22 protein-coding genes are annotated in these 24,533 nt (G+C 59.7%); 11 read left to right on the top strand and 11 right to left on the bottom strand.

From position 1 onward, the window contains the following. Positions 1-805 precede the first annotated feature (805 nt). Both AC6CIG_RS28925 and AC6CIG_RS28920 read left to right on the top strand, forming a co-directional pair. A complete protein-coding gene (locus AC6CIG_RS28925; protein WP_498324297.1) occupies positions 806-1,411 on the top strand; it encodes a hypothetical protein in 606 nt (201 codons plus the stop codon). A 4-nt stretch (positions 1,412-1,415) separates the two neighbouring features. After that, positions 1,416-2,981, top strand: a complete 1,566-nt coding sequence (locus tag AC6CIG_RS28920) for a type IV secretory system conjugative DNA transfer family protein (protein WP_498324296.1) — start codon at positions 1,416-1,418, stop codon at positions 2,979-2,981. A gap of 42 nt (positions 2,982-3,023) precedes the next feature. Here AC6CIG_RS28920 and AC6CIG_RS28915 read toward each other — a convergent pair whose 3' ends face one another. Next, complete coding sequence (locus AC6CIG_RS28915) at positions 3,024-4,142, bottom strand: patatin-like phospholipase family protein (RefSeq protein WP_498324295.1); 1,119 nt, start codon at positions 4,140-4,142, stop codon at positions 3,024-3,026. Between the two features lie 346 nt (positions 4,143-4,488). On the opposite strand from AC6CIG_RS28915, the gene AC6CIG_RS28910 reads away from it, so the two are divergent. After that, a complete protein-coding gene (locus AC6CIG_RS28910; protein ID WP_498324294.1) occupies positions 4,489-5,901 on the top strand; it encodes a hypothetical protein in 1,413 nt (470 codons plus the stop codon). A gap of 289 nt (positions 5,902-6,190) precedes the next feature. On the opposite strand, the gene ligD is transcribed toward AC6CIG_RS28910, so the two are convergent. Further along, positions 6,191-8,020, bottom strand: coding sequence for a DNA ligase D (gene ligD, locus AC6CIG_RS28905; protein WP_498324293.1), 1,830 nt, complete (start codon positions 8,018-8,020; stop codon positions 6,191-6,193). A gap of 182 nt (positions 8,021-8,202) precedes the next feature. Here ligD and AC6CIG_RS28900 point away from each other — a divergent pair, with 182 nt between their 5' ends. Further along, complete coding sequence (locus AC6CIG_RS28900; protein ID WP_498324292.1) at positions 8,203-8,481, top strand: Y4lK-related protein; 279 nt, start codon at positions 8,203-8,205, stop codon at positions 8,479-8,481. A gap of 484 nt (positions 8,482-8,965) precedes the next feature. Continuing rightward, entirely contained in the window at positions 8,966-9,391 is a 426-nt protein-coding gene (locus AC6CIG_RS28895; RefSeq protein ID WP_437416794.1) for a VOC family protein, read from the top strand. A 63-nt stretch (positions 9,392-9,454) separates the two neighbouring features. Here the strand turns inward: AC6CIG_RS28895 and AC6CIG_RS28890 are convergent, their stop codons facing one another. Beyond that, positions 9,455-10,045, bottom strand: a complete 591-nt coding sequence (locus tag AC6CIG_RS28890) for an SOS response-associated peptidase (RefSeq protein ID WP_498324291.1) — start codon at positions 10,043-10,045, stop codon at positions 9,455-9,457. A 46-nt stretch (positions 10,046-10,091) separates the two neighbouring features. Between AC6CIG_RS28890 and AC6CIG_RS28885 the strand changes: the two genes are divergently transcribed. Beyond that, positions 10,092-10,553 (top strand): hypothetical protein, encoded by a 462-nt coding sequence (locus AC6CIG_RS28885; protein ID WP_498324290.1) that lies wholly within the window; start codon positions 10,092-10,094, stop codon positions 10,551-10,553. 131 nt (positions 10,554-10,684) lie between these two features. On the opposite strand, the gene AC6CIG_RS28880 is transcribed toward AC6CIG_RS28885, so the two are convergent. Further along, on the bottom strand, positions 10,685-10,903 hold the full coding sequence (locus AC6CIG_RS28880) for a hypothetical protein (protein WP_498324289.1): 219 nt from the start codon (positions 10,901-10,903) through the stop codon (positions 10,685-10,687). Between the two features lie 759 nt (positions 10,904-11,662). Here AC6CIG_RS28880 and AC6CIG_RS28875 point away from each other — a divergent pair. Next, on the top strand, positions 11,663-11,962 hold the full coding sequence (locus AC6CIG_RS28875; protein WP_102762799.1) for a DUF982 domain-containing protein: 300 nt from the start codon (positions 11,663-11,665) through the stop codon (positions 11,960-11,962). A 214-nt stretch (positions 11,963-12,176) separates the two neighbouring features. Here AC6CIG_RS28875 and AC6CIG_RS28870 read toward each other — a convergent pair whose 3' ends face one another. Next, complete coding sequence (locus tag AC6CIG_RS28870; RefSeq protein ID WP_018098581.1) at positions 12,177-12,437, bottom strand: DUF2934 domain-containing protein; 261 nt, start codon at positions 12,435-12,437, stop codon at positions 12,177-12,179. A gap of 974 nt (positions 12,438-13,411) precedes the next feature. Here AC6CIG_RS28870 and AC6CIG_RS28865 point away from each other — a divergent pair. Together AC6CIG_RS28865 and AC6CIG_RS28860 are read left to right on the top strand one after the other, a co-directional pair. Then, entirely contained in the window at positions 13,412-13,798 is a 387-nt protein-coding gene (locus AC6CIG_RS28865; RefSeq protein ID WP_245425163.1) for an HWE histidine kinase domain-containing protein, read from the top strand. A 303-nt stretch (positions 13,799-14,101) separates the two neighbouring features. Beyond that, positions 14,102-14,287 (top strand): response regulator, encoded by a 186-nt coding sequence (locus tag AC6CIG_RS28860; RefSeq protein ID WP_498324288.1) that lies wholly within the window; start codon positions 14,102-14,104, stop codon positions 14,285-14,287. 271 nt (positions 14,288-14,558) lie between these two features. Here AC6CIG_RS28860 and AC6CIG_RS28855 read toward each other — a convergent pair whose 3' ends face one another. The 5 genes from AC6CIG_RS28855 to AC6CIG_RS28835 all read right to left on the bottom strand — a co-directional run bounded on the left by AC6CIG_RS28855 (position 14,559) and on the right by AC6CIG_RS28835 (position 20,058). Then, on the bottom strand, positions 14,559-14,954 hold the full coding sequence (locus tag AC6CIG_RS28855) for a response regulator (protein WP_127711747.1): 396 nt from the start codon (positions 14,952-14,954) through the stop codon (positions 14,559-14,561). A gap of 412 nt (positions 14,955-15,366) precedes the next feature. Continuing rightward, a complete protein-coding gene (locus tag AC6CIG_RS28850) occupies positions 15,367-16,176 on the bottom strand; it encodes a sugar phosphate isomerase/epimerase family protein (RefSeq protein WP_127711745.1) in 810 nt (269 codons plus the stop codon). Then, complete coding sequence (locus tag AC6CIG_RS28845; RefSeq protein WP_498324287.1) at positions 16,173-17,183, bottom strand: hydroxyacid dehydrogenase; 1,011 nt, start codon at positions 17,181-17,183, stop codon at positions 16,173-16,175. Before AC6CIG_RS28845 ends, AC6CIG_RS28850 begins: the two co-directional genes overlap by 4 nt. Continuing rightward, the gene (locus AC6CIG_RS28840; protein ID WP_498324286.1) at positions 17,180-19,033 is read right to left on the bottom strand and encodes a DUF2264 domain-containing protein; all 1,854 of its coding nucleotides are present in this window, start codon (positions 19,031-19,033) and stop codon (positions 17,180-17,182) included. Before AC6CIG_RS28840 ends, AC6CIG_RS28845 begins: the two co-directional genes overlap by 4 nt. Then, positions 19,030-20,058 carry a LacI family DNA-binding transcriptional regulator gene (locus tag AC6CIG_RS28835; RefSeq protein ID WP_498324285.1) on the bottom strand — a complete coding sequence of 343 codons (1,029 nt, stop codon included), beginning with the start codon at positions 20,056-20,058 and terminating at the stop codon, positions 19,030-19,032. The genes AC6CIG_RS28840 and AC6CIG_RS28835 overlap by 4 nt, the downstream gene beginning before the upstream one ends. A gap of 147 nt (positions 20,059-20,205) precedes the next feature. On the opposite strand from AC6CIG_RS28835, the gene AC6CIG_RS28830 reads away from it, so the two are divergent. Further along, on the top strand, positions 20,206-21,492 hold the full coding sequence (locus tag AC6CIG_RS28830) for an ABC transporter substrate-binding protein (RefSeq protein ID WP_498324284.1): 1,287 nt from the start codon (positions 20,206-20,208) through the stop codon (positions 21,490-21,492). A gap of 425 nt (positions 21,493-21,917) precedes the next feature. Here the strand turns inward: AC6CIG_RS28830 and AC6CIG_RS28825 are convergent, their stop codons facing one another. Next, the gene (locus tag AC6CIG_RS28825) at positions 21,918-22,178 is read right to left on the bottom strand and encodes a DUF982 domain-containing protein (RefSeq protein WP_018098588.1); all 261 of its coding nucleotides are present in this window, start codon (positions 22,176-22,178) and stop codon (positions 21,918-21,920) included. Between the two features lie 256 nt (positions 22,179-22,434). On the opposite strand from AC6CIG_RS28825, the gene AC6CIG_RS28820 reads away from it, so the two are divergent. After that, the gene (locus AC6CIG_RS28820; protein WP_018098589.1) at positions 22,435-24,309 is read left to right on the top strand and encodes an adenylate/guanylate cyclase domain-containing protein; all 1,875 of its coding nucleotides are present in this window, start codon (positions 22,435-22,437) and stop codon (positions 24,307-24,309) included. The last annotated feature ends 224 nt before the right edge of the window (positions 24,310-24,533 follow it).

Genomic DNA, 24,533 nt, shown 5'->3' with positions numbered 1-24,533 from the left:
GTCAGATCGCGCTCCCGGCTGCGCGGAGAGCAGTTTCTTCGAGATCATACTTCCTTTTGTTCCCCTACTGACGCACGAGGATCGACCGTCTACAGAGTTTCAGTTTAGGCCGAACCTTCACGGGCGATTAGCCAGTGTGGGTTAGCCGCACAAATTAGCTGATAGTTCAAGATAACGTTCACCTCGGGTCGAACACACGAGCGCCATGCACAGAGTTCTGGTGTTTATCGGTTTGGTCCTTGCCTGGAACAGTCGCGGAAGTCACAGTTCGATTGCTGAGCCTTTTCCTGATCAGCGGAAGTCTACTTCTAAGGCGGCATTTCGGCATTCCCCTTCCCGACGAGTCGGTCTGCACCGTTTCTCAGACTTTCGTTCGGGTCCCATCGGGATGCGCTGCAGCGCCAGATGATGCCGATCAGCGGGGGCCCGATCGTCACGCCTGACTGTGCCGTCGCGGGTAAAGTGAGGAAGAACCTAATCAAATGCCAGCGACAACTTACGCAACGCAAAGCCGTTCACGCCGCGCGGTCCCCACCTGAGGGCTGCATTGACTCGTTAGTGGTAACACTATCGGGTATCTGTTGTCTGCAAATGACAGGAGCTATTGCTGGATTGGCTGGTTTAGAGACCAGCACAGGGCGGGAGTCATTGTCCTGACGCTGGAAAGCGAAGGGCGCCTTGCAGTCTGGCAGCGCGTGGGTGGATTGTGGAAATGGCTGCAACAGGCGGGTCAGACCACAACTGGTGCTTGGAGCCGATCATACCCGGTCCGTGGCGGGACCTCCTTGGGGATGTTGCTCTCGACTTGACAGCTCGCATCGCCGCGGCAGGATCGCTACGCCACTGGAAGCGGCGCATTACAAAATTGCGCGCACGGCCTCTCGACTTTTATGGGAATTGGCTTCTGGTCGAGGCCCAAGTGGTTGACGCGTCCGGCATTGTGGGTGTTCTTGCCTTGGTTTACGGCGACAGCGGTGTATTGCCGTTGAACGGTACGAGCCAGGTCTTCCACCAGATAAACCTAACGAAATTGCGCCTGAATGCCGAGGCAGACCAATTCGACTATCTGCGCCTATTCTGTAGCGGCACGCGCGGGGAAAACGGACGGTTTCGCATTACCGAATCCGCCGCGGGTCTTCGATGGCAAGAGACTGCGGCCGCCGAACGGCCAGCTGCGGAGACCGCGCTGGCGCCGATGCGTGTCCTTGGGCGCGACGAGCACTCGGTCCGGATCGAAGCACGGGTGCTTTACGGCAATAGTCTCTTCAAGAGTCATTTTCGCGTGTTTCACCACGGCTTAGTCGCAATGGAGGACGAGGAGGAGCTGGTCAGCAATCTACGCCTAGTCCCCGAACGGTTCGAAGGCGCGATCCGTCTAGCCGTTCCGGGTCCGACGTCACAGGAAGGTTAAGCTGATGGTAGACATTGCCGCAGGGTTTGTCGGCGCGGCGGCACAGGCAGCCCTTCGCCTGCCTGAACGAGTCGACGAGCCCGGCATTCTCGTAGGGTGGTCCGCGGAGAAGCAGCACCTGCGCCAGCCAATCGGATTTACCTTTGGCAATCCGCAGAAGAGTCCCGAAACAGGTTACGCTGATCCGGTTCTCATGGCTGCAGAGGGGCATCTCATTACAATTGCGCCAACTGGAGCCGGCAAGGGGATCGGGTGTGTCATTCCGACGCTTCTGCGCTATCCGGGACCGATTATCGTGATCGATCCAAAGGGCGAGAATGTTGCGATTACGGCGCGACGGCGGCGTGAAATGGGCCAACGCGTCATTGTTCTCGATCCGATGGAAGTCACGGGCCTGGAAAGCGACAGTCTGAACCCGCTGGACATCGTCGATCCCCACGAGCCTATGGGCGTCGACTACGCCGCTTCGCTCGCCGCGGGATTGCTCCCGTTTAGCGGAGCGGACAGAGATGCGTACTGGACCAACCGCGGGCGTGAGCTCCTGCTCGGCGTCATCCTTCATGTCGTGACGGACCTCGACTCCTCGGAGCATACGCTGTCACGTGTTCGAGAGCTCATCGGACTTGGCGCGTCGAGACCGCCAGAACTCGCCGAGATTCTAGCCTCGTCCCGCCATCCGGAGGCGCGGCGCGCCGCCGACATGCTAGCAATCGCTGCCGACGCTACCGTCGGCGGCTATCTCTCATTTGCTCAGGAGGGGATTGCTGTTATGCGAGGCCCCTTGGTCCAGCGCTACACTGATGTATCCAGTTTCTCGCTCGATGACGTTACGCGCGGCGAGCCATTGTCGATTTTCATCGTCGTGCCGCCGCACATGCTGGAGTCGCTCGGAAGATTGCTCCGGCTCTGGATCGGGTCGCTTATCACCGCGATTGTCCGCAGGCGTGCCAAACCCCAGCACGCAACCCTCTTCTTGCTCGACGAGGCGGCGCAGCTCGGACCGCTCGACGGGCTGCGCCAGGCGATCACGCTCCTGCGCGGCTATGGCCTGCAAACGTGGAGTTTTTGGCAGGACCCGAGCCAGTTGAAGTTGCTCTATCCGTATGACTGGCAGACAATGCTGAACAACTGTCGCGCCGTCCAGTGCTTCGGCGCAAACACTATGCTGGCGGCGCAGGAAATGGCCGCGCTGGTTGGCTTCCCTGATCCCCATGTGGTGCTCGACCTTGAGCGCGACGAAATGCTCCTGCAGCTTGCCGGCGACGAGGCTGTGATCGCGAAGGTCCCGAACTATCGTTCCGACCCGGCATTCGAAGGGCTTTATGACGACAATCCATATTACAATGCAGCCTTAGATCCCATGCCCCTCGTGCGCAGGCCCCTCAAAGAATACATTCGCCCAGAACGCAGGACCGCCGTTGAGCCGCCACCGTCACCGGGTCTGCCCGCTACAAACCCGGTGGACGCTGATCTCCTGAACCGGCTGCGGAAAGCGATGGGGCTTACAGACTCCCAACAGACCGAAACCAAGACTGGAAAGACCACGGACCCTCGAAAGAAGCCGAAATGAGATAGCGCGATTGCATTCGAACCTAGCAATCGCACTATGTCGTCAAAAGTAGTCGGCGTCTCCAGGCAACTGGCTGGATTTTGTTCCAACCGGTCCTGTTGATGGAGCGGGCGCTTCCGCCAAGCCACGCTTGCGACTGGCCTCCGCAATGAGCAAACGAGCGACCCGCCGAAGGGTGTAGTCGCGTTCGGCGATCAGCGACGCCGCGATGTCCTCAAGATCATCAATGTTACGTTTGCAATTGTTGTCCATGGCTGCACATTGCAGAGGTAGCGGCGCGTCAAACCGAAAGTAGTCCGTGTCACGGCCGAGTAACTCCGCCAGATGATGGTCAACGCTGTCACATTGCCCATCAATCATCATGTCGAGTAGCGGTGCTCGCTGCAGCGGATTGATCCAGGGAAGAAAACCCCACCGCATTGTGTCGTGTACGGCGTAGCGTCGGTTCGCGTGCCCCGCACCAACCGAAACAATGACGATTCGATCCTCCGCGTTGAAGAGCTTATGCGCCTCGATGTAGCCGATCAGAGCTGGATTGTTCGCAAAGACGGCGCCATCTATGCAATAAGCTTTCCTGTCACTGCCGAGTGATGCAATCATGGCTGGTGCAAAGAACGTCGGGGCTGCGGTGATCGCCCGTGCGACATCGGCGAGATAGAAATCTTCGTCCTCAGCAGGCTGTAGGTCCTTACGGTTTTTGAAGTATCGCGGCTTCCGTATACCAATATCGTAAGCATACAGAATGAGACTGGTGACGGCCTCGCTGAGACGCCGGCCTTGTAAAATTTCAGCAAAAATCTCTTCCAGCGGCTTATGATCGTAGGCTACAGCTATGAGCCTGCGCCAGTTGTGCAAGCGCACTCTTGGAAACATCGTGGCCGAGCGTTCCCTGTAGAACGCGACGAGCTCCCTTGGCGTGAGCAGCGGCGTATCAAAGCCCGGCTTACTACGGGCGCTCAGACCAATCGCGATGATTCCCCCCGTTGATGCCCCGGTGATCAGGTCGAAGGCGTGGGCTAACGGCGGCGCTTTCGTGCCTGCCTCGCGAGCGGTTTCCTCCATTAGATCCGAAAGCCGCGCCAGGACGAGGGCAGGAATCAGCCCGCGGATGCCCCCGCCATCGATGCTAAGTACAAACCGAATACGAGATTCCGTCGACATCGCAAGCCCCGACAGCCACGTCGATAGAAGGGTCAAGCCCACCTGAGACGTCATCAGGGGGCAAGGTTAGTATAATTGACCGCGTGATGCACGTCCATTCCCAGATTATCGACATCGTTTTGAATAAATACTACCTAAATCGGGTTATCGCAGATGCAGCATAGCTAGTTTGTGGTATCTGTATTGGAGTTTAACTTAGATTATCTTGGGATGTCGTTTCAATGAACGGAGTGGGGAGCGCCCTCTCTAGAGTTTACCCGAGGTAAACTACTGCGGCACGACCGAGGCAAAGGGACACGCGCTCTCACACGTGGTCTGTGTTGAACGAGGGGGAGGAGGAGAGGGCATGCGGCTGGCGTTGATAGCATGTTTTGATCTGGGCAGATCCTTTGGCCTCAAGGACGGGGCATTCCACATTGCTGCTTTGACCGGCAAGAACGACGCGGATGTTGTCGAAATAGTGAATCCGTTCGGCCTTGGCACCACCTTGAACCTCCTTGCCGAAAGGCGGACGAAGTCCGACGAGCCGACGACACTTGACCGGTGGCGCAGTGCTGCCGCCGCTCAACTCGAAAGAATGGAGTTCGAAACCGCTTGGGTGCCGGGCGAAATGACGAAGGACACCTACGTTTCTAAAGTGAGGGCATTGGTAAATTCGCACCCAATCGACCGTGCTGAACTGACGGCATACGGTGTGGGCACCGTTCTCTTCTACGTGGAGTTCGCCGGAGGCTTGCCGCCATCACTCGTCAAGGGGATATCTCGATGCTTCGAGTTCGGAGCCTACAGGGAAGACATTGCCAACGCTTGGCTGGCCGCGATCGAGGCACACATTATGGGACGCTTGAACGCGGAAAGAACGCTCATTGGCCGCATCTCGGATTGGTTGTTCGCGTGGAAACCCCAGCTTGAACGGATTTCTGAGCGCCCGCTGCCGGAGCCGAGTGAACCGGTGAAAGGTTATCGAGAGAGAATGCTCATCCCGTTTTTTGTGCCCGTGTTCATGTTAACGGACCTTGACGACGGAGAAGCGTACGCACACGGTGGCCTCGTATTTAGGGGAAAGAGGTTGAGCTCCGACGACAATCATGCCGATGCTCTCTCCGACTACGAACTCATCTCCTTCGAATACCATGGCGCCATGTACTATCGGTGGGAAGACGTTGTGTTGCTTCCGAGAAGTTGGGATGACATGCCCGAGCCTCCCACCGCCCAGGTCGGCCGCATGGTTGACTGCATACGAATAGCCCATGTCTTCGATGCGGCGCTAAGATCGTTCGAGCGCCGAGTGGAGAGTGAGATTGGCCGACAGTTCGACGGAATTGCGCATGTAAACAGCGACGGTGCATTAGGCGCGCGGGACTTGAACAGACTTCATTCGTTCGCTCTCGCCCTCAGCAATACTGCGAATTTCTCAACTGTTACCCCCAGCAATGAGGACCAAACCTATTTCTCCAAATTTTCACGTGATGCGAGGATAGCCGAACGGCGAGACGCAATCCTCGATAACTGCGATGTGCTCTATTCCATTCAGGCCGAGGACGACAAGCGCAAGCAAGACAGGCTGAACACGATTGTTGCCGTTCTAACCGCATTAACCGTAATCTCTGTGTTGGGAGACACAGTGAATTTTATTGACGCTGTTGTTCCCGAAGGTCAAGCAAAGGGCGTTCTTCTTCCAAGCCTAACGCAGCGGCTCGGGCTGCTCGCCGGGATCGTGGCGCTCCTGGTTGTCGCTGTCCTCCAGACGCGGCGGTGAGAGCTATTGCGTCCAATATAGTCTTCCGACGAACCTGGCGGGGTAAACGATGGCTGACGCCGGCGCCCCTACTGGAGCGCGGACCACCTCACAAAGACAAGGGTTTCAATTTGCGGTTGCAATTCTAGCGCGAACAGCCGTGAGGGTTTTCGGGGGCGTTGAGCGGTGATTGCCTTTTCGGCGGAGCGGAGGGCGAGCGCCTCAATCGCGCGCGTTGGACACGTGTTCAAGATCGCATAATGTATCAAGTGAAACCTGCGACCTAATCCAGGAATTTTCGGGTTAAAGTTCACATGCCGCGACGTCGTCTAGGTGGACGGGTCATTGTGAATGCGTCCGGCTTTATCCTGCGCTCGATTTCTTCCCAGGGCGCAGGTGCCGCGACGGGAAAGCCCGGACGAGCTCTGGGCGAATAGGTGCCGACGGCGGTGGTGCCGCGGCCATTCCTCAGGTAATCGAGGAAAAGTTTGCCCGGCCGGTGCGAAAGCTGTGCCGACGTGAGGTAGCGGTCGGGATCGCTGCTCGCGAACTGCTGCGCCAGCCGTTTGGCATAAGCGTGCACAGCATTGTGGGCCATCTTTTCCGGAAGAGGGGCCATCAGATGAACGCCTTTGCCGCCGGTGAGCTTCGGCCAGTTCTGAAGGCCCTCCGCCTGAAGAAGCTCTCGTAGCCGCAACGCGGTCTCGACGACGAACTCCCACGCCACGCCTTCGCCGGGATCCAGGTCGAATATCAGCGTGTCGGCGTGCTCGATATCGTCGACCGTCGCCGCCCAGGGATGCAGTTCGACCGCGCCGATTTCGACAAGGCCCAGCAAACCGGCGAGATCATCGACCCAGAGCCGCACACCTTCGCCGCCCTCGCGTTTCTCAATGCGGAGCTGATGGACCTCTGGCGGGATCGGCGGCAAGGGTCCCTTGTGGTAGAAGGTGGTGCCATGGAGGTGCCGCACGAGCTTCAGCGGACGGCCGCCGAGGAAATGAAGGGCGCGATCGGCCACGCGCGTCCAATAGGCCGCAAGCTCCTCTTTCGAGGGCACAACCGCGTCCGGCAGTAACTGCAAAATGTTTTCGCGGGGTACCGGGCCGGAGGTCGGGGTGACGCTCGCTAACTTTTTCGGCGCATCCCTGCAGGTTTTCTGCAGGCCCTTGAAGACCGGCTGGCGCAACAGGCCGTCGTCGGTCACGCCGCTGTAGTCGACCTCAGCGTAGACCCGTGGCTCGACCCACGTCGCCTTTGGCTTGTTGATCGGATGGGAGAGGGGGCTCTTGCCGATGATCAGCGGATCGAGCCGCTCCCGCACCTCGCGCGCGGCCGCAAGCGTGTAGCCTGTTTGAGCCTTGCCGGCATAGACAAGGCGGGCGCCCTCCGAACGCCCGAGATAGAGCGAAGCGATCCGGCGAGGATGCGCACCAAGCTTTTCGACGAAGGCGATGATGGGAAGCGCCGCGCGCTTCGTGCACTTCGTCTTTGTCCAAATTTCCTGCCGTCCCGATCGGTATGGCGCGTCCTTGCGCTTGGACACGATTCCTTCCAGACCCATTATGCAGGCGTGCTCATAGACCTCCGCTCCTTCATTGATGTCGAGATGGTCGACATAGGCGATGGCGCCACCGCGGTCGCCTATGAGCTCGCGCAGCAGGCGCTTGCGCTCGACCAGGGGCATGCGTCTGAGGTCGTATCCGTCCAAATAGAGCAGGTCGAACGCCTGAAACGTCAGGTGAGGCGATGCGGGTTTCGCGAGCTCGCGCCGAAGTGCTTGAAAGTCGGGAAGGCCGGTCTTGCCGAAGACGGTAGCCTCGCCATCCATGATCACGTCGTGACCCGCGAGTGCCTCCGCAGCCGCTGCGATCGGTTTGAACTCCTTCGTCCAGTCAAGCCCGGTTCGCGAGTAGACGGTGATCTCGCTCTTGTGGATGTGTAGCTGCGCCCGATACCCATCAAACTTGATTTCATGCAACCATTCTGGACCGTCGGGCGGTCGTTTCTTCAGCGTTGGATGACAAGGCTCAATGAAGGCGGGGCGGGTGGCCTTCTTCGCGCCCAAATTGGCCAGACGACGCTGAGAGGCCGCTTGTTTGGCGGCTTGCGGCCGCGGTTTCTTGGCACGCCAATCCAAGACATGCCTCCATGTTCTGACCGAGCGTTCAATCCTTACACCCGAGAACGTTCCCGAGACTGCTTCGTTCCGACGGATGCAACGGTTTCGCACTTGAGCGAGTTTAGTGGGTGGGCCTTGCGTAGTTGTCGACGAAACGACAGCGCTGGCTGCGGCCGGTCGACCCCAACGGACTAGTCTACATGGCGCAGAGTACCAAGCAAAAGATGATGAAGGCGAGCGATATCCCTGCCTTCGTCGAGGAGGTGATCAAAATCGACTGTAACATCTGCGCCGTCGGTCACGACAAATACGTGGTTGGAGACGCAGACCTGTCGCCGGGTGATTATGAGAAAACAAAGCGCAGGCTGAAGAAAATCGAGGATACTTACGGCGATCGTGATTTCCTCAAGTTGGAAATCGTTGCTTACCTTCGCTCGATTGGTCGGCATGTCGACCTCGGCGCGGATGGGTCTGAGTAGGAAGGCCAGCAAAAAGCCCCGCCACTATCGCGGGGCAATCCCGCATCCTGTTGCCTTCGTTGGAGGCGGGGACGTAGCCAAGAGATGCAGCTACCCAGAGACGCTATCTGCCGTTTGATCAGAGAGGAAGGTCTGATCCCGCGATTCCGGTCCGCCCCTTCAAAACATCGGTAAGGTAAACGCTTCTCGCTTCGTCCGATCAAGCATAATCTTCGACATTCGGTCACATCACCGGCATCGACAAGCGCGTCGCGGATTTCCTTCAGGCGATGTCGGGCGCCTCACTCGGCCTCCATTTCGAAAGTGCGGTACTTGCCACTTTCGCTCGAGAGTGGGCACGCCTTTGGCGGCGCCAAGGTCCAAGAAAAAACAACTCTTGGTGATAGTCGGTCTGCTCACGGTCTGCGCTTCTGCGACAGTGCTGGTGGCGCAAAGACAGCGCGAAACTGGATGTGCCAAGCCAGATTTAACGGGAGGATTGCTCATGAAGCCCCGCATTTCTGTACTGACGCTTGGTGTCGCAGATCTCGAACGGTCTCTCGCTTTTTATCGTGACGGACTCGGACTGCACACCCCAGGGATCGTGGGCCGCGAATTCGAGCATGGCGCCGTCGCGTTCTTTGATCTTTCGAACGGTGTCAAACTTGCGATCTGGAATCAGGCCGATCTGGCTCACGATAGCGGCCTGACGAAAGCGCCCGCCAGCAGCACATCGTTCTCGATCGGCCACAACGTCTCGCAACGAAGCGAGGTGGATGACGTCATGGAACAGGCAAGCGAAGCGGGCGCGGCCATCGTGAAGCCCGCCCAAGAGACATTCTATGGGGGATATGCGGGCTACTTCACCGATCCCGATGGTCACCTGTGGGAGGTCGTGTGGAATCCGGCCAATTTGCCGGCGGGCGACTGACTTGAGCCGAGCTTCCGTGACGCTGAGGGTTCCGCAAAGAGCGACGCTGCCGATTGTTTGCCGTTAACCCACTTGATCGACGGCTAAAGTGCCTGCCGGTAGCGGTTTGATCAGCGATTTGGCAGAAACGGTCGGATCCAGCCAATCAGCCCAGGCGTTCCGCTCCAGGATGACGATCTGTCGGTCGTGGTATGGAGCGATGTCCGGCCCCGGCTCCATTGTCAGCATAGTGAAGGCTTGGCCAACCTCTGGCGTTTCGCGCCAGATGCCGGCAATGCAGAAGATTGGCTCGTCCTTCTTGGTGAATAGCCACTTGTCCTTGCGCTTCTTCTTCGGGTCCTTCGGATCGGTGAACTCGTAAAAGCCGTCGGCGACGATCAGGCAGCGATTGGAAGTGAACTCGCGACCCTCCGATCGGAAATTATAGACCGGCCGCTTGTTCGGCCCGGGCCAGCTCCAGCGCCGCTGCACGAGCTCGGCCTCGTTCCGGGTCCCGCCGACTGTCCGGACGATGGGGCCGACATCGGTGATCTTGATGTCTTCGCGCGGTTCAAGATTCGGCGCGCCTTCGCCGAAACGGATCTCGATCTTGAGGTCGGCGAAGTCGTCGACGATTGAGGCGACATCCACCATCAGCCGATAATCATTGCACATGCTTCCTCCGTCTCAGGTCTGGTTGCCTCTCAAGTCTGTTCCTGATATGTTCTATCAATCACGAGTGCGACCGTTTTCCAATGCCATCAGGGGCCTGAGCACCCGCTTGCGGCAGGAGTGCGCCGATGTGCCGGAAATTCACGTCTGCACCGTATTGCCAGCGGCGCTCGACACGCCGATCTATCGGTCTGCCGGCAATTATTTCGGCAGAACGGCCCGCGCGATTATCCCGGTCTATTCGCCCGAGTCTGCCGCCAGGATCGTTGTTCGACTTGTCGAACGGCCGGGGGCGGAGGCTTTGGTCGGAACAGTGGCCTATGCTCTGATGCTTGCCGCCAGGTTGGCGCCGAGAGTTATCGAGCGAATGGTTGGTCAGCAGGATTGCAGTTCAAGGAAGAAGTCGCGCCTGCAGCTCGCGGGAATCCGTTCGAGAGTACTCATCCCGGCACGGTTAGCGATGGCAAGAATACTGGAAGCGCAAGTTGCGCTTGAAAGTTCGATAGGATGACAGGTGGGCCGTTCCTGCCGCTCTCCGCTCTGGACGTGCGCTAACCCAATGAGGGACCGCATGCGAACCGCGATTGACACGGTCGTCGGATCTAGGACGAACTCGCCAGATGCTTAGGTCCCTCGGGCGACTTAACGAGTCAGCCCTTGCGGACGTATAGCGAGGTGTTTCAGCATCGCCACGTCGCGCACACCCGTTTGATAAATTGAGATCAGCCTGGCGGCGAGCTCCTCAGCTTCTTCTCCCTCTCTTGGGATCTGATATTCATCCAAGATCTGGTCGAAGAGAGTACCCAGCATCTCGACGTCGTCAGGACTGATCGCTCCAGATTCGTAGCTGCGGCGTTCCACGGCGCAACTCCAGACGTGGCGTCGGAGAATTTCGACTCCGGTCGCAACCGGCTCACATCAAAGTCGATGAAGGGCACAGTATACGCTTTCCGGGCAGATTTGCATCCTTCTTGGCGAACCGCAGCCTGACTCAACGACCGCCGAGGGGCGCTTCCTACGTCCGCTCTCGATGTCTCGCACCCGGCATGATAGCCGCCCTTCTTGGTACTCCCGGTTGGGATGGGCGGTTCCACTTCACGCGTTGGACGCGGAATACCGCAACCAAAGTTTCTCGTCGGGGTTGTTCACGCTATTTCCGCCACCAAGGCAGAGAGCTCCGTGCCCCGATCCACGAGTGAAGTTTTCGACAGCCACCTGAACCTGCGAATTGACGGCGATCTGGGACGGGATCTCGTCGAGAACTACTCGGAGAAAGTGGTGCTATTGACGGTAAACTCGAACATGAGCGGCATGACGCAATCCGTGCATCGGCCGCTCGGCTGCGAGAGCAGCCCCCAGGGGCGAAGTTTGAGTTCGTCGCTAAGCAGATGAACGGGCCGCACGCATTAATGATCTGGAGGGCGACAAGTCAGCGCTTCGATGACGTCAAGGGTGCGGACAGTTTCGTCATCAAAGCTGGAAAGATCGTTTCCCAATCGATTCACTACAGGCTGGTGGCGGGTTAGCGGCGGCCGATGTAGGCGAAGGAAAGGGCTGGAATTTGGAACCCGGATGAGCTTTTGCCGGTTATCGCAAAGGAAATACGTCAGGAGGTCCCAGATGAAGGAAATTCTTTGGCGCGTACCTCTGTCGGTCACCCTGCAAAACGGCATGTCTCGCCGGTTCACCGGCCCCTATGAGGCTCTTGATTTCCTGGAATACGAGTGGCCATGCCACGGGAAGCGGTACCACCGCGCGGTACGCGACTGTCGTGCCGCACTGTCCGGGATCTTAAGTACCGAGGTCGCAAGAGCCTCATTCACCACCGCCTGCGCCGAGGCATCCTTGGCGTGCAGCGACGGGCACACCGGCTGTGCGACCGAGTTGTCGGGGAATTCCGCCGCGGCACCGCAACACTGACCGCTGCCAGGTACGGCTACACTCCCGTGAGCGGCGGGCGCAAAACTTTCCACGAGTGCTAACTGAAATCATTGGTACAGCAATCTCATACAGATGATCAGCGCCTTGTGATCAAAATCGGGCCCGTCACACATCAACGTCGACGGGTCTCCGAAGGATTTGGGTCGACTCAAGTCTCGTTGGTGAGATCAGCAGTCCGTCTCAATCAGCTGTGCTACTCTCCCGTATGCGGCGAGATCCGTCCTTCCTCTTCAAGCTCTTTTTGAGCCTGGTGCCAATGCCGCTCATGGCCGCCGTCAGGCCGCCCCTCGCGTTCCCAGATCTCATAAGCGCGTGCCCGAATCCGATCTTCATCGTCTTCTGTGATCCGATCCGGTGGTTCCGTGCGGTTCTGGTCTTCTCTCTCCAGTTCTCGTTCGATCGTTTCCCGCGACCCTTCGACCGGATCTTCGTTCTGCTTCTTTCTGTTAGCCATCATTTCCTCCCTTGTACGACGAGTGGATGTAGGGCATTGGCTAGAGAAGGGAACTGCCTCATCGCTTATTGTGCACTCGTCTCCGGCGCGGTGAAGCAGCCGGAAGCACCTGGTCTCTTTCGGCGCAACATGCCCGATTCAATTGTGGTTGCGGTGCTTGGCTGCCCAGCCAGCGATGGGCCCTTCAGCAACGCGGTTCGGCAGAGCGCCATTTTCGCGACGCAGGTTTGCGCCTGCTCAATGCCGCAGAAATCTAGGGCATCCGCGGCGTGCTGACGCATGCACTTTTCGAGGGCGCGGGTCTTCAATCAGGCGGTGGGCGGCGAGGTCGATCACATCGTCGCCGGCTCCCAGCCACTGATGTGCCGCAGCGCCCGACCTCACCCCAGGTCGGAAACGACGCAGTTGCCTTCCTGAGGTTTCCAGCGCGAGCGGGGGCCGGAACGATTTGCAGGAACACTCGGCTGGCGGCCGCTGTCGAGAAGACAGGCATTCTCGTTTCGCTTTGTAGTTCATTGCCGGCGGTCTGCGTCCATTCCCTTGAACGGAGGCGAACTGTGTCGGTCGGGGACAAGTCGCCAATCCCATCGACTCTCCCTCAGGAACAAGGCCCCTTTGCGCGCGCATTACGAGCCATAGTATCTTTCCGAGACGGCGCAGCGCGAGGGGCAGAAGCTTGAACCTTGAAGACCTTTACCGGCTTTGCGAAACGATCATATCAAAGCGCAAGGAACTATCGACGCGGTCCCTGATCCTCTACTTGTGCTGACCGGAACATGTGCGTCGGATCCGCCAGCCGGGCATTTTTGCGACTTTCAACGTCGACCGTGACAAGACAATCGGGCAGCACCTCTAACTGGGCGACGGGTGGGACATTCCTGAGCTGCGCCGTCTGCTCGAAGAGGTGATCCCGAAAAGCACGGCGGTCGTAGACTATGAGGTCGAGCATGACTTTCCGAGCTGGCCGGAGAACGATGCTCGTCAGTGCGCACCGGTTGTTCCATCCCGACAACAACAGCCGCACCTTGCTACTCTCGATCGTGGACGCCACGGAGCGACGCCAGCTTGAGGCCGAGAAGAATGTGCTCTTGGGTGAGCTCCGGCATCGCATGAAGAACCTGCTCGGCTTGGTGCGGGCCATTGCACGCCAGACCAAGGCCTCGGATCGAACGGGCGAGGATACCGCGACGCGGTTCAATGCGCTCGTGCAGGCCCATGATGCCGCATACTCGCAAGAAGGGAGGCCGACCACCAAGAGGTGCTTCAGCGAACGCTCGAGCCCTATTCAGAAGGATCGCTCGGAGTTCTCGTCGAGCCGGGGCAGAGCGTATCGCTTGCGTCGAAGCAAATCATGCCGCTAAGCCTGATTGTTCACGAGCTCGCGACCAATGCGATCAATTATGGCGCGCTTTCAACACCCTCCGGACAGGTTCGCGTCCGCTGGGAGGTTGAAGAAGCGAGTGCTCCAAGTGTCCGGCTGGTGTAGCAAGAGAGCGGCGCCCTTCGGTAACTCCGCCGTCCTCCTCCGGTTTCGGCACGCAGCTTATCGAGTTCGCTGTCAGCCGCGAATTGGCAGGACGGGTGGAACTGACTGTGCACCTTACGGTTTGATCGTCGAGATCCTCTCACCGTTAGGATCGGTCTCATAAATCGAGGCTGGTCACATGCATAAGACCGTGCTTGTCGTGAACGAAGAGTTCCTCATCGCGATGGATTTACAGCTGCTGCTCGAGCGACACGGCTGGTGCGTGCTCGGAACTGCCGCAACCGTGAAGGAGGCGTTTGAATTTTTGGCTCGCGAATTGCCGGCTGTGGCAATTCTTGACATCAGCTCTGGGACGGTTCCGTAACACGGCTGGCCGAGGCTCTGCGCGAGCGGAACATACCGTTCGTACTGGCAAGCGCCTATAGTAGCCCGGAGCCTATCGGCGGAGAAATCCTGGCCGGAGCACCTCGGTAAGCCGACCGAAGAGCGTCGCCTGCTGGCGGATTTGGATGAACTGGTCCGCTCCTGAGTTACAGGTCCACTGAGGAAGTCGTCACCACGAAGCGGTTTCTTTGCATGCGTCAAGACCACCCAACGAAAGCACTCAGCCCCGGCGCGAGGGGGTTACCTCCAGGTCATTCCAAAATTGCAGCTCCTGCAGTCCTGTCGTTTAGCAACTGCGAAATTGCAACGATCAATTGTGTCATGACGAAAGGCTTTTCGATCATGATACTCTTGGGAACGCCTTGAGAAGCCCAATCGGGAGCACTGTCCCCGCTGATGTAGACTACGGGCATCTCCGGGTCGATCTCCCTTGCAATGCGGGCGACATCCCAACCGCTCGGGGATTCAGCGAAGCGGATGTCCGTGACTATTCCGGCGATGGAAGATTCTGCGGCTTTCAAGTGCTCGATTGCCTTCTTGCCGCTCGTCACGGTCAGGACCATGAACCCGGCCTCTTTAAGAGCGTCTTCGAAGTCCAATAGCAGGAGAGTTTCGTCTTCTGCGAGCAATATGGTAACCGATTCCAACGCATGTCCCCCGAGAATATGGTTCCCGTGAACGCGCAGTTTGGCAAACTGTTCCCTCAAATGTGACTGGATTCGGCGCCTTGCTCAGGTTTCCTGGTCAGGCGAGACCGGTGTGCGCGCAGCAGCTGCGACCAATCACGTTCGTGACTTACCCGCTTGCGTCCATAGGTGCCGCACTTTGTTTGTAAGCGCTCATTTCCGTGCGCGTTGACGCGGCCCGTTTGACCGGGTCGCTGTGCGACGGCTGCATTGGATCAGGCAGCGGCTGCTTTGGTGAAGTTGAAGGGCAAGAGATCGGTGATGTCAGTATCTGTTGCGCGCTGTGGCAATTCACTAAGCACGTGGCGCAAGTAGGCCAACCATATAGAAAAAGGCAGTGGTGGCGGCGCTGATCCCAAAGAGCAAAATGCAGTCAATCTCCGCCTGCAATGGCAGAGGCGCCTGGCGGAAACGCCGCCTCGAGGATTTTTCTCAGCGTCGCCGCATCCGCCAGAAATGCCCCCGGATCGTCTCCCGCCACGAACTCCAGCATGGCAAAACGCCGGCCGGTCCAGCGCGATGGCGGCATGGCGGCCAGAGCGGTTTGCCAGTAGTCGGCGGCGGATGCCAGGGGTAAGCGGTTGCGGTCGCCATCCCAGGCGAAGACATGGACATGGGAGATGTGCTCGCCGATCCGGGCGATCTCCGTGACTGCATCGTCAAGCGGGAGCCCGGGCCGCGGCTGCCAGTAGAGATAGACATTCGGGTGCGCGACCGCCTCGATAAGGCTGAGCGCCGACCCGGTCTCGTCCGTCAGGCTCTGCGGGTGATACTCGAGCGAGACCGTGACGCCATGCCGGGCGGCTTCCGTGGCCATGTCGCGGATCACATTCGCCACGGCGCGCCGTTCTTCGGGGCTGTATACTCTCGAATCGCGCTGCCGCGCGCCGGGCCAGATGCGGATGTTGGAGGCACCAAGCGCGACCGCCGTTGCCAGTGCGGGCGCGAGGGCGGAAAGATCGTCGGTCGGCGGAGCGATATAGGAGCCATAGGAGGTCTTCAGACCCGCGCGTTCGCACAGGTATCCGACAGTGCGGGCGGTGTACGCGTCGCCCGGAGGAACATGGACGTCTCCCGCCCACTCGATAGCGGCGAGCTTCGCCTTCGCTGCCAGCGCGACGATTTCGCCGGCGGGCAGCTTGCGGAAGGTGACCGTGCAGAGAGCCGGTTCGAAAGCGTTCATGCCATGCGCCCCAGATCCTGCTTGTGGACCTCGAACAGGAGCGGACTGCCTTCAAGGAACCGCGCCACTTCATCGACCGCCATTTCCCCGAGGCGCGTGCGTTCCAAACCGATGGCGCCCGCGATATGCGGCGTCAGAAATACGTTCGGCAGATCGTAAAGCGGTGAGTTTTCGTCGGGGATTTCGGGGTCGGTAACGTCGATCACGGCATTGATCGCGCCCGACTGCAGTTTTTCGATGAGTGCCGCCTCATCCACCAACGCGCCGCGCGCCGTGTTGATCAGCGTCGCGCCGTCCTTCATGAGGGCGAGTTGGCGGTTGTCGATCATGTGCTGGGTTTCGGGCAGCAGCGGCGCGTGCAGCGACACGATATCCGACCGGGTCATCAACGTATCGAGATCGACCTTCTCTGCCTTGAGAGCCATGGCTTCGCCGTCGCTGACCAGCGGATCATAGAGCAGCAATCGATAGTCGAGGAGACGCAGCAGCTCGATCACGCGGCGCCCGATCCGCGATGCTCCGACGATCCCCACGGTACGGCGATGATTTCCGATCGCTTCGCCCTGAAGAACCTGGGTGCGCTTGCGCCCGCGGTCGGCCGCATAGACATCGCGGAACCGGAACACCTGCTTGCCCGCGAAAATAATCGCTGCGAGGGTAAACTCGGCGACTGGCACGGCATTGGCCTCCGCCGCGTGGCTGACCTTGACCCCTGCATCGAACACGCTCTCGCCGACGAGCCCCTTGATCGTGCCGGCGGCATGAACGATGAGGCGTAGGCGCCGCGCCCGGGCGAGAACGGCTGCATCGATGAACGGCGCGCCCCAGCCGGTCACCAGGACCTCTGCCTCCGCCAGCAATTGCTGCGACCGCTCATCGGCGAACTCCGTCACCGGGCGCTGATCCGGTATTCGGGCGAAGGCGCCGAGCCGCGCGAAAAGTTCCGACGTCAGAACATAACGGGTCCTTTCCGGCTGCATTGCAAAGACGACGGTCGGGAGGGTCATGGCATCGATCCGGGCGCTTGCATGGCGCTGACGGTCAAGCCTTCCGCCCTGAGCGCGTCGAGCGCCTCCATATCGGGCATCGACGGCGGGTTGGACCAGTCTTCGGCAGCGGCGGAAGTGTTGCGGCCGGCGAGCACGGCGCAGGCGAGTATTGTTTCCCCCGTGGGGATTTTGGCCCGCAACTGCGGCACCAGTGTCTTTGCGGCAATCAGATTGGTGTTGGGCGGCGCCTTCTGGACGAGGCCTTCGCGCCGGACGGTCGAGCCGAGATCGCGGATCCCGCTGAAATCTTCCGCGCCGATTGCATGGGCCGTCCCTTCCTCGGCGGCGAGCGTGTCGGCCTCGAAATCCCGTCGGGGAATGGCGAAGCCACCTTCAGCGGTGTGAAAAGGCCGGGGCGTCGTGATCCGGTGCACGCGCACGTGCCAGGGCGAAGCGGGAACAAGCCACGTCTCGACAACGACGTCCGGCCACGGTGACCATTCGGAAAACAGCACATCGTCCGCAAGCCGTACCACCTCATTGGCCTCGCGCACCCGGTAATGAACGCCGTCGTCGCTGAATGCCAGCATTGAATCGAAAGCGCCGCCGGCAAATGCCCGTTCGTCGCTCTCGACGCTGAAGGCGTAGCGCGTCGAATAGGCGAATTTCGCATATTTCTCCGAGCCGAAACGCATCTGGCGGTTTTCTTGGCCGGAGGAAAGCGCCACCACGTCCCCTCCGACCTGCATCATGACCATGCCCGGATGGCGAAGGGCAACCGGTTCGGTCAGCGGCCGCAGCGGTTCTTCCGCGCTCGTCCAGAAGGGATGTTCTTCGCCGACGCCAAGCGGCAGGAAAGCCTTGAGGGCCCAATAGGGCGAACCGGCCGAATTGTAGTTTTCCGACATCAGGAGGTTCGGATAGCCGTAGCCGATGGAGAGAATGCCGTCCCGATCCGCTATCGGCTTGTCTGCCCACCATCTGAGGTGGCGGAGGCAGAGCCCCTTGATCTCGCCCCAGGGCAGCGCCTCGAGGTCGGCAAAGACCAGTGCTGCCCAGAAGCCGGCGCAGGCAAAGCGATAGGTGAGACTACGGCCGAAGGGGAGGGTCGCTCCGTCTTCGGCGAACCAGTGGCGGAAATCCTGGGCGAAGGCGACCGCCCGCTCGCGATACCGTTTCGCATGGTCGTCTTCGACGAGGCGCGCATAGATCAGCCCGTAGAAGTGCATGGCAAAGGCGATGTAGTGGTCAACGCGCCGCACATTGCCGTCGCGATACCAGCCGTCCCCGATATAAAAGCCGTCCAGTTCGGCGAGATAGGCCTTTGTCAGGCTGCGATCGTGCTCGATGCCGAGCCGATCGAGAGCGATGTCGACGAAAACGCGAAAGAACTTCCAGTTATTGTCGGCGTAGTCGAACTTGCGGGCATGGAGGAGATAAGAGACGAGATTGTCTCTTGCACGCCCGCTCAAGGGATCCCACAGTTTCTCCGGCGCCAGCGCCAGGGCGAAGCCGAGGGCGGCAAGCTCCACCATGCGCTGGTCCCGGCCGTTCACTTGTCCCCAATATTCCGGATGTTCAGGGTCGGTGCCGTTGGCGATCCCGTCCGCATAACGGTCCCAATGCGCGAAACTTCCGCCGCCTGCGGCAAAGGGAGCAAGACCCCAGAGAGGCCGCGCAAAGCCCTCCAGATCGGCAGCGGCCCGGTCGAAATGAGCCGCGGCGGCGTCGAGACGGACCCGCGCATTTCCTCTGGAGAAATAGGGGACCAGCGGATCGAAGAGATCGAGCAGCGCGCGCTGCATTTCGCCGCGTGTCTCAAGCGGATTTCCGGCAAGCGGGTTGGCGCTGGCGGGATCATAGGTCATGGATTGCCTTTCGTGGCAATTGTGCCGCCGGGCACCGGGACGACGGCGTGAGTGACATGCCGGGCGGGCACGTCCGGATGGCGGAAGCGAAACTGCAGCATGGCGACCGCTTCGCGGCCGAGTGCTGCGCGATCGACACGCATAGTCGAAAGGCGCGGATTGGCCATGTCGGCGCAGGGCAGGTCGTCGAAACCAATGATCGCGAAATCGTCCGGTACGCGCCGGCCGAGTTCGGTCACCGCTTCGAGGACGCCGACGGCGATGAAGTCGTTCATGCAGAAAGCCGCGGTGAAACCCTCGTCCTCGGCAAGAGTGGCGAGCGTTGCCGCATGGGCTTCGGCGCTGGAGTTGTTAGCGAACGGCAGGCGGACGACACGGGCATCGCCGCCATCCACGGAGGCGACGGCCGCTTCGAAGCCGCGCACGCGCTCGCGGATCGTATGCCGATGCGATCCGGTCAGATGGAGGATACGCCGGTGGCCGGCGTCCAGGAGCATCCGCGTCGCCGCGAAGGCGCCGAAGAAGTTCGGCGGCGAGACACCGTCGAATCGCAATTGCGGATCGACGCCGTTGACGACGACGATGGGGGTACGGCTTTCCACGAGCCATTCCGCAAGAGCCTCGCAGGGATCTATGCCGACCAGGAAAAGCCCTTGCGCACCGACCGATTGCATATGTCCACCAACGGCTTGCGGCGTCGCCTTCGCCTCGTTCACGAGGCGGATGTCGAAGGACATGCCCTGCTCGGCAGCCTCGGAGCGCAGGCCATCGACAATGCCCTGGTAAAATGCGCTCAGATTACCCGTGACGCCGTTGCTTGCGATCAGCGCCAGGGTGCGAGGGCCTGCCGCCGCACTGGCTTTGAGAGGGTAGCCGAGGTCGTTGGCGACTTTGAGGATCTGTACTCGGACATCCTCGCTGATGCCGGGCTCATTCGCGAGGACGCGTGAGACGGTGGAGACGGAAACGCCTGCTTGTGCGGCAATGTCGGCTTGACGGAGTCTTCTGGAGGGTCTTTCGATCATGGTGCAAACATTGCGCAAGCAATGCAAATTTGCAAGATAGAAAAGAAATATTGCGCATAAATGATTTTTGCATAAGCTCTTGCGCTGAACGAAACCTGCCGGCGCCGGAGGAGAGCGCCGGGCAGGGCAGCACAGGGGAGGACTGGCATGCTACTCAACAGACGCGGTTTCATGGTCGGCGCGGCTGGCGCGGCGACGGGTATCGCCCTCGGTTCCCGCTCCGGCTTTGCCGCCGACAGCGTGCAGTTGCGCGCGATGTGGTGGGGATCGAACGACCGCTCGAAACGGACATTGGCGGTCGCCAAGCTTTTCGAGGAAAAGAACCCGAATATCAGGATCGTCGGCGAGAGCTTGAGCGGAGACGGGTACTGGACGAAGCTCGCCACGCAGATGGCCGGCCGCGCCATTGCCGATATCTTCCAGCTCGAGCCCAGCACGATTTCCGATTATTCCAAACGCGGCGCATGCATGGCGCTCGACCCCTTCATCCCTTCGGCGCTCGAAGTCGACGCCTTCGGCAAGGACGTGCTGGAGCTGACCACGGTGGACGGAAAGCTCTGGGGTATCGGCCTTGGTCTCAATTCCTTCGCGCTGTTCTATGACGCCGATGCCTTCGCCAAAGCTGGCATCACGCCGCCAGGGATCGACACCACCTGGGCGGAATATGCCGACATCGCCGTCGAGATGACCAAGGCGGCCGGCAAGAAGAATGTCTGGGGCGGGCCCTATGGAGCCCGCTATGCCTATGTTTTCGACGCCTGGCTCCGCCAGCGTGGCAGCAGCCTCTACACCGTTACCGGCCTTGGATTCGGCGCCGAGGAGGCGAAGGAGTGGTATGCCTATTGGGAGGAACTGCGCAAGCGCGGCGGCACCGTCGGCGCCGATATCCAGACGCTCGACCAGAACACGATCGACACCAATTGCCTGGCGCTCGGCTACTCGGCGATGGGCATGGCCTATTCCAACCAGATGGTCGGCTACCAGCTCATCATGAAAAGCAAGCTCGGTATCGGCATGCTGCCACGTGCCGAAAAGGGCGGCCCCTCCGGCCATTACTATCGCCCCGCGCTGATCTGGAGCATCGGCGCGTCGACGGAAAACGGGGAAGAGGCAGCCAAATTCATCAACTTCTTCGTCAATGATGTCGGGGCCGGCAAGATCCTCGGAGTCGAGCGCGGCGTTCCCATGTCACCGACGGTTCGCGAAGCCATCCTGCCTTCGCTCAACCCGACGGAGACGGAAACGGTGAAATACATCAATGCCCTCAAGGATCAGGTGGGCGGCTATCCGTCGCCGGCGCCGCTCGGATCGACCGAATTCGACCAGCGCGTGCTGCGCCCGATTGCCGACGAGCTCGCCTTCGAGCGGATATCGATTGAAGACGCGGCGACACGGCTGGTGGAGGAAGGCAAGGCCACGGTCCGCGCCGGCTGATCCAGTCAGCGGAATTCGAGTTGCAGACATTCTTGGCATTTGCATGTGATGTGCATGTGGCAGGCTCAACGATCCGTTCGGCAGACGTGTGATTGAGACCTCGGAAGCTGCCGATGCAGCCGTGCGAACTATGGCCGCTTGGCTTTGTCTGTCCTGACAAGTTCGATCGATTGGTGCGCCCTGCGCACATCCATCATTCGCTCGATCGTTTACAGCAGCCGCGAAGACGCGTGATTACGACGTGGAGTGCGACCCTTTAATGACGCGCAGGAGGTAGCATAGAGCGACGTCGCCATCATCGAGGGGCAAGCCAGGAGCGCGTGAAGGTCGACAGGCTCCGAAATCGGAGCGCTTGAACACTGGTCGAGGGCCAATGACGAGCTGTGTCACCATGATGAGTGCCGTCGCAGCTCGTCTGCAAAGGGTCAGCCCGCGTGACCTCGGCTAAAGGTCTTGAGCTTCGCGTCTTCGATCGCTGCTAGGAAAGCGTCTCGTGCCGGCGCGGCAGGGGCGGCACCGAGCATTGCATCTGTGCATGCGTTCAAAGCAGCAGCGTATGTGCGTCCGTCCATCTTCGGCCAGTTTTCGCTAAGTAGGCGAGCTGCAAGAGTGGGCGACCACACGATCTGGACGCCATCCAGATTGGGAACCTCGACGATCACGCATTCATCCCATGTCCCGTCCATGTTGATATTCCTGTTCTCTTCGTGACCTAACCGAGTTCCCTCTCAATCGTTCCAGCGCGGCTACCACTGCGTGCAAGGCGCCGGCAGCTAAAGAGTCGCACGGCATTTCCGTTGCGCGGCTCGGATCGAGCGAAGCGCAGGTTCGATCGTTTTCGCCTCGCCTGGCAGAGACATTCATTAGCCGCTGGAGTATAATTGCCTTTGGCCTGGGACATGGCACCCCGAGCGTGGCAGTACACGAAAACTGGGTGGTCACATGGACGATCCGACCGTGCACAGACGTCTGACGGCCATCCTTGCCGCAGACGTAGTGACCTATAGCCGCCTCATGGCCCGGGATGAGGCAGGTACTCATGCGGCATGGAAATCGCACCGAAAGGACCTAATCGACCCCAAGATCGCCGAGTATGAGGGGCGTATCGTCAAGCTCACCGGCGATGGATTCCTGGCGGAGTTTCCGAGCGTCGTGAATGCAGTCACCTGCGCTGCCACGGTCCAGCGGTGTATGCTAGAGCGCAATGCGGATGTGCCGCGGCCAAGCCGGATCGAGCTTCGCATGGGCATCAATCTTGGCGACGTGATCGTTGAAAGCGACGACATTTTCGGCGACGGCGTCAACGTGGCTGTGCGGCTTGAAAAAATAGCGGCGCCGGGCGGTATCGCGGTATCTGCGGCCGTGCGAGATAACGTTGGCAACAGGCTTGATCTTCGATTTGAGGACATGGGCGAGCAGGCGCTCAAGAACATCGACCGGCCAGTGCGCGCCTACAGCATTTCTCTGGATTTTCCGGCAGCTCAAAAAACGGTCGGCTCCGATACAGGCAGCCAAGACCCTTGGGAGATCGAGAAGCCGTCCATCGCGGTGCTGCCCTTCAACAATATAAGCGGTGACCCTGAGCAAGAATATTTCAGCGACGGGATCACCGAGGACATCATTACCGACCTGTCGAAAATCTCCGGCCTGTTCGTTGTCGCCCGCAATACGGTATATACCTACAAGAATAAGCCCGTGAAGGTTCAGCAGGTGAGCCAAGATCTCAGGGTTGGCTATATCCTGGAAGGAAGCGTGCGTAGGGTCGGCTCGCGTGTGCGCGTCACTGCGCAACTCGTCGAGGGCAAGGGCGGTGGTCATCTCTGGGCCGATCGCTATGACTGGGACCTCACCGAAATCTTCGCCCTTCAAGACGAGATCACCCATACCATTGTGGACCACTTGAAGGTCAAGCTGCTTCCGGAGGAGAAAAAGGACATCGGTCGAGTGCCTACCGGGAACTTCGAGGCCTATGCGTATTACCTTAGAGGACGGCAATTCCTGCACTGGCACTCAAAGTCGCATTACGTTCTGGCGAAGCGTATGTTCGCCATGGCGGTCGCACTCGACCCGCTATATGCGCGGGCGTACGCCGGAATTGCCGATTGCGACTCTTTCCTCTTCCTTCACTACAACGCTGACGTGTCGATCGACGGAATTTTGGCGACCAGCGCAAAGGCGCTGGATCTTGAGAGCGGTCTCGCAGAAGCGCACGCTTCACTTGGCCTCGCCCTGTCGCTTCGCGAGCGACATTCGGAAGCGATGGCGGAGTTCGATCAGGCCATCGCCCTCGATCCCGATCTGTTTGAGGCCCATTATTTCTATGCCCGCGCTTGCTTCACCCAGGGTAAACTGGACGAAGCGGCCAGGCTTTTCCAGCGCGCCGCAGACATCAAACCTGACGATTACCAGGCCTTACTTGTGCTCATTAACGTTCTCCGTTCGCTCGGGCGCGAGCAGGAAATGAATACCGCGGCGCGGGAAGGCGTCGCGCGCGCCGAACGTGAGCTCATGATGCGTCCGGAAAATCCAAGACCCGCCTATTTGGGGGCCGTGGGGCTTGCGGCACTTGGCGAGCTTGATCGCGCTAAGGAATGGGCGGGACGAGCTTTGGCGATCGATCCCGACGATCGCCTGGCCAAATATAATGTGGCTTGCTTTTACTCGCTCCAGGGCGAACCTGATCGGGCGATCGACTTGCTCGTCGAGCTTCTCCCGGGGGCCACCCACGAAACAAAGAGGTGGGTGAAATACGACTCGGATCTCGACCCGATCCGTAGTCATCCGCGTTTCCCTGAGGTACTTGAGCTCCTCGGGTGAGAGATACTCCCGGCAATGATTTTCGGCACCTTAGGCGAAGGGCAGGTCGAATGAGATCTAGACTTAGACTAGTGCCCGTCCATAAACGCCTGTTTTTCAGGGTTTTAGAAGTGTTTTGCTCGCTGAAGCGGTCTTTTTTCGCGAGGCGTGATGGCACAGGGCTTGCAGGTTGTGATCGAAGGGGATTTGGCGGCGATAGGGTCGTGTGGCATCGGCCGGCGCTC

The organism is Sinorhizobium sp. GQ132 (assembly GCF_059758575.1).
The sequence above is the reverse complement of the archived record's forward strand: the minus strand, read 5'-3'. Positions and strand labels throughout refer to the sequence as shown.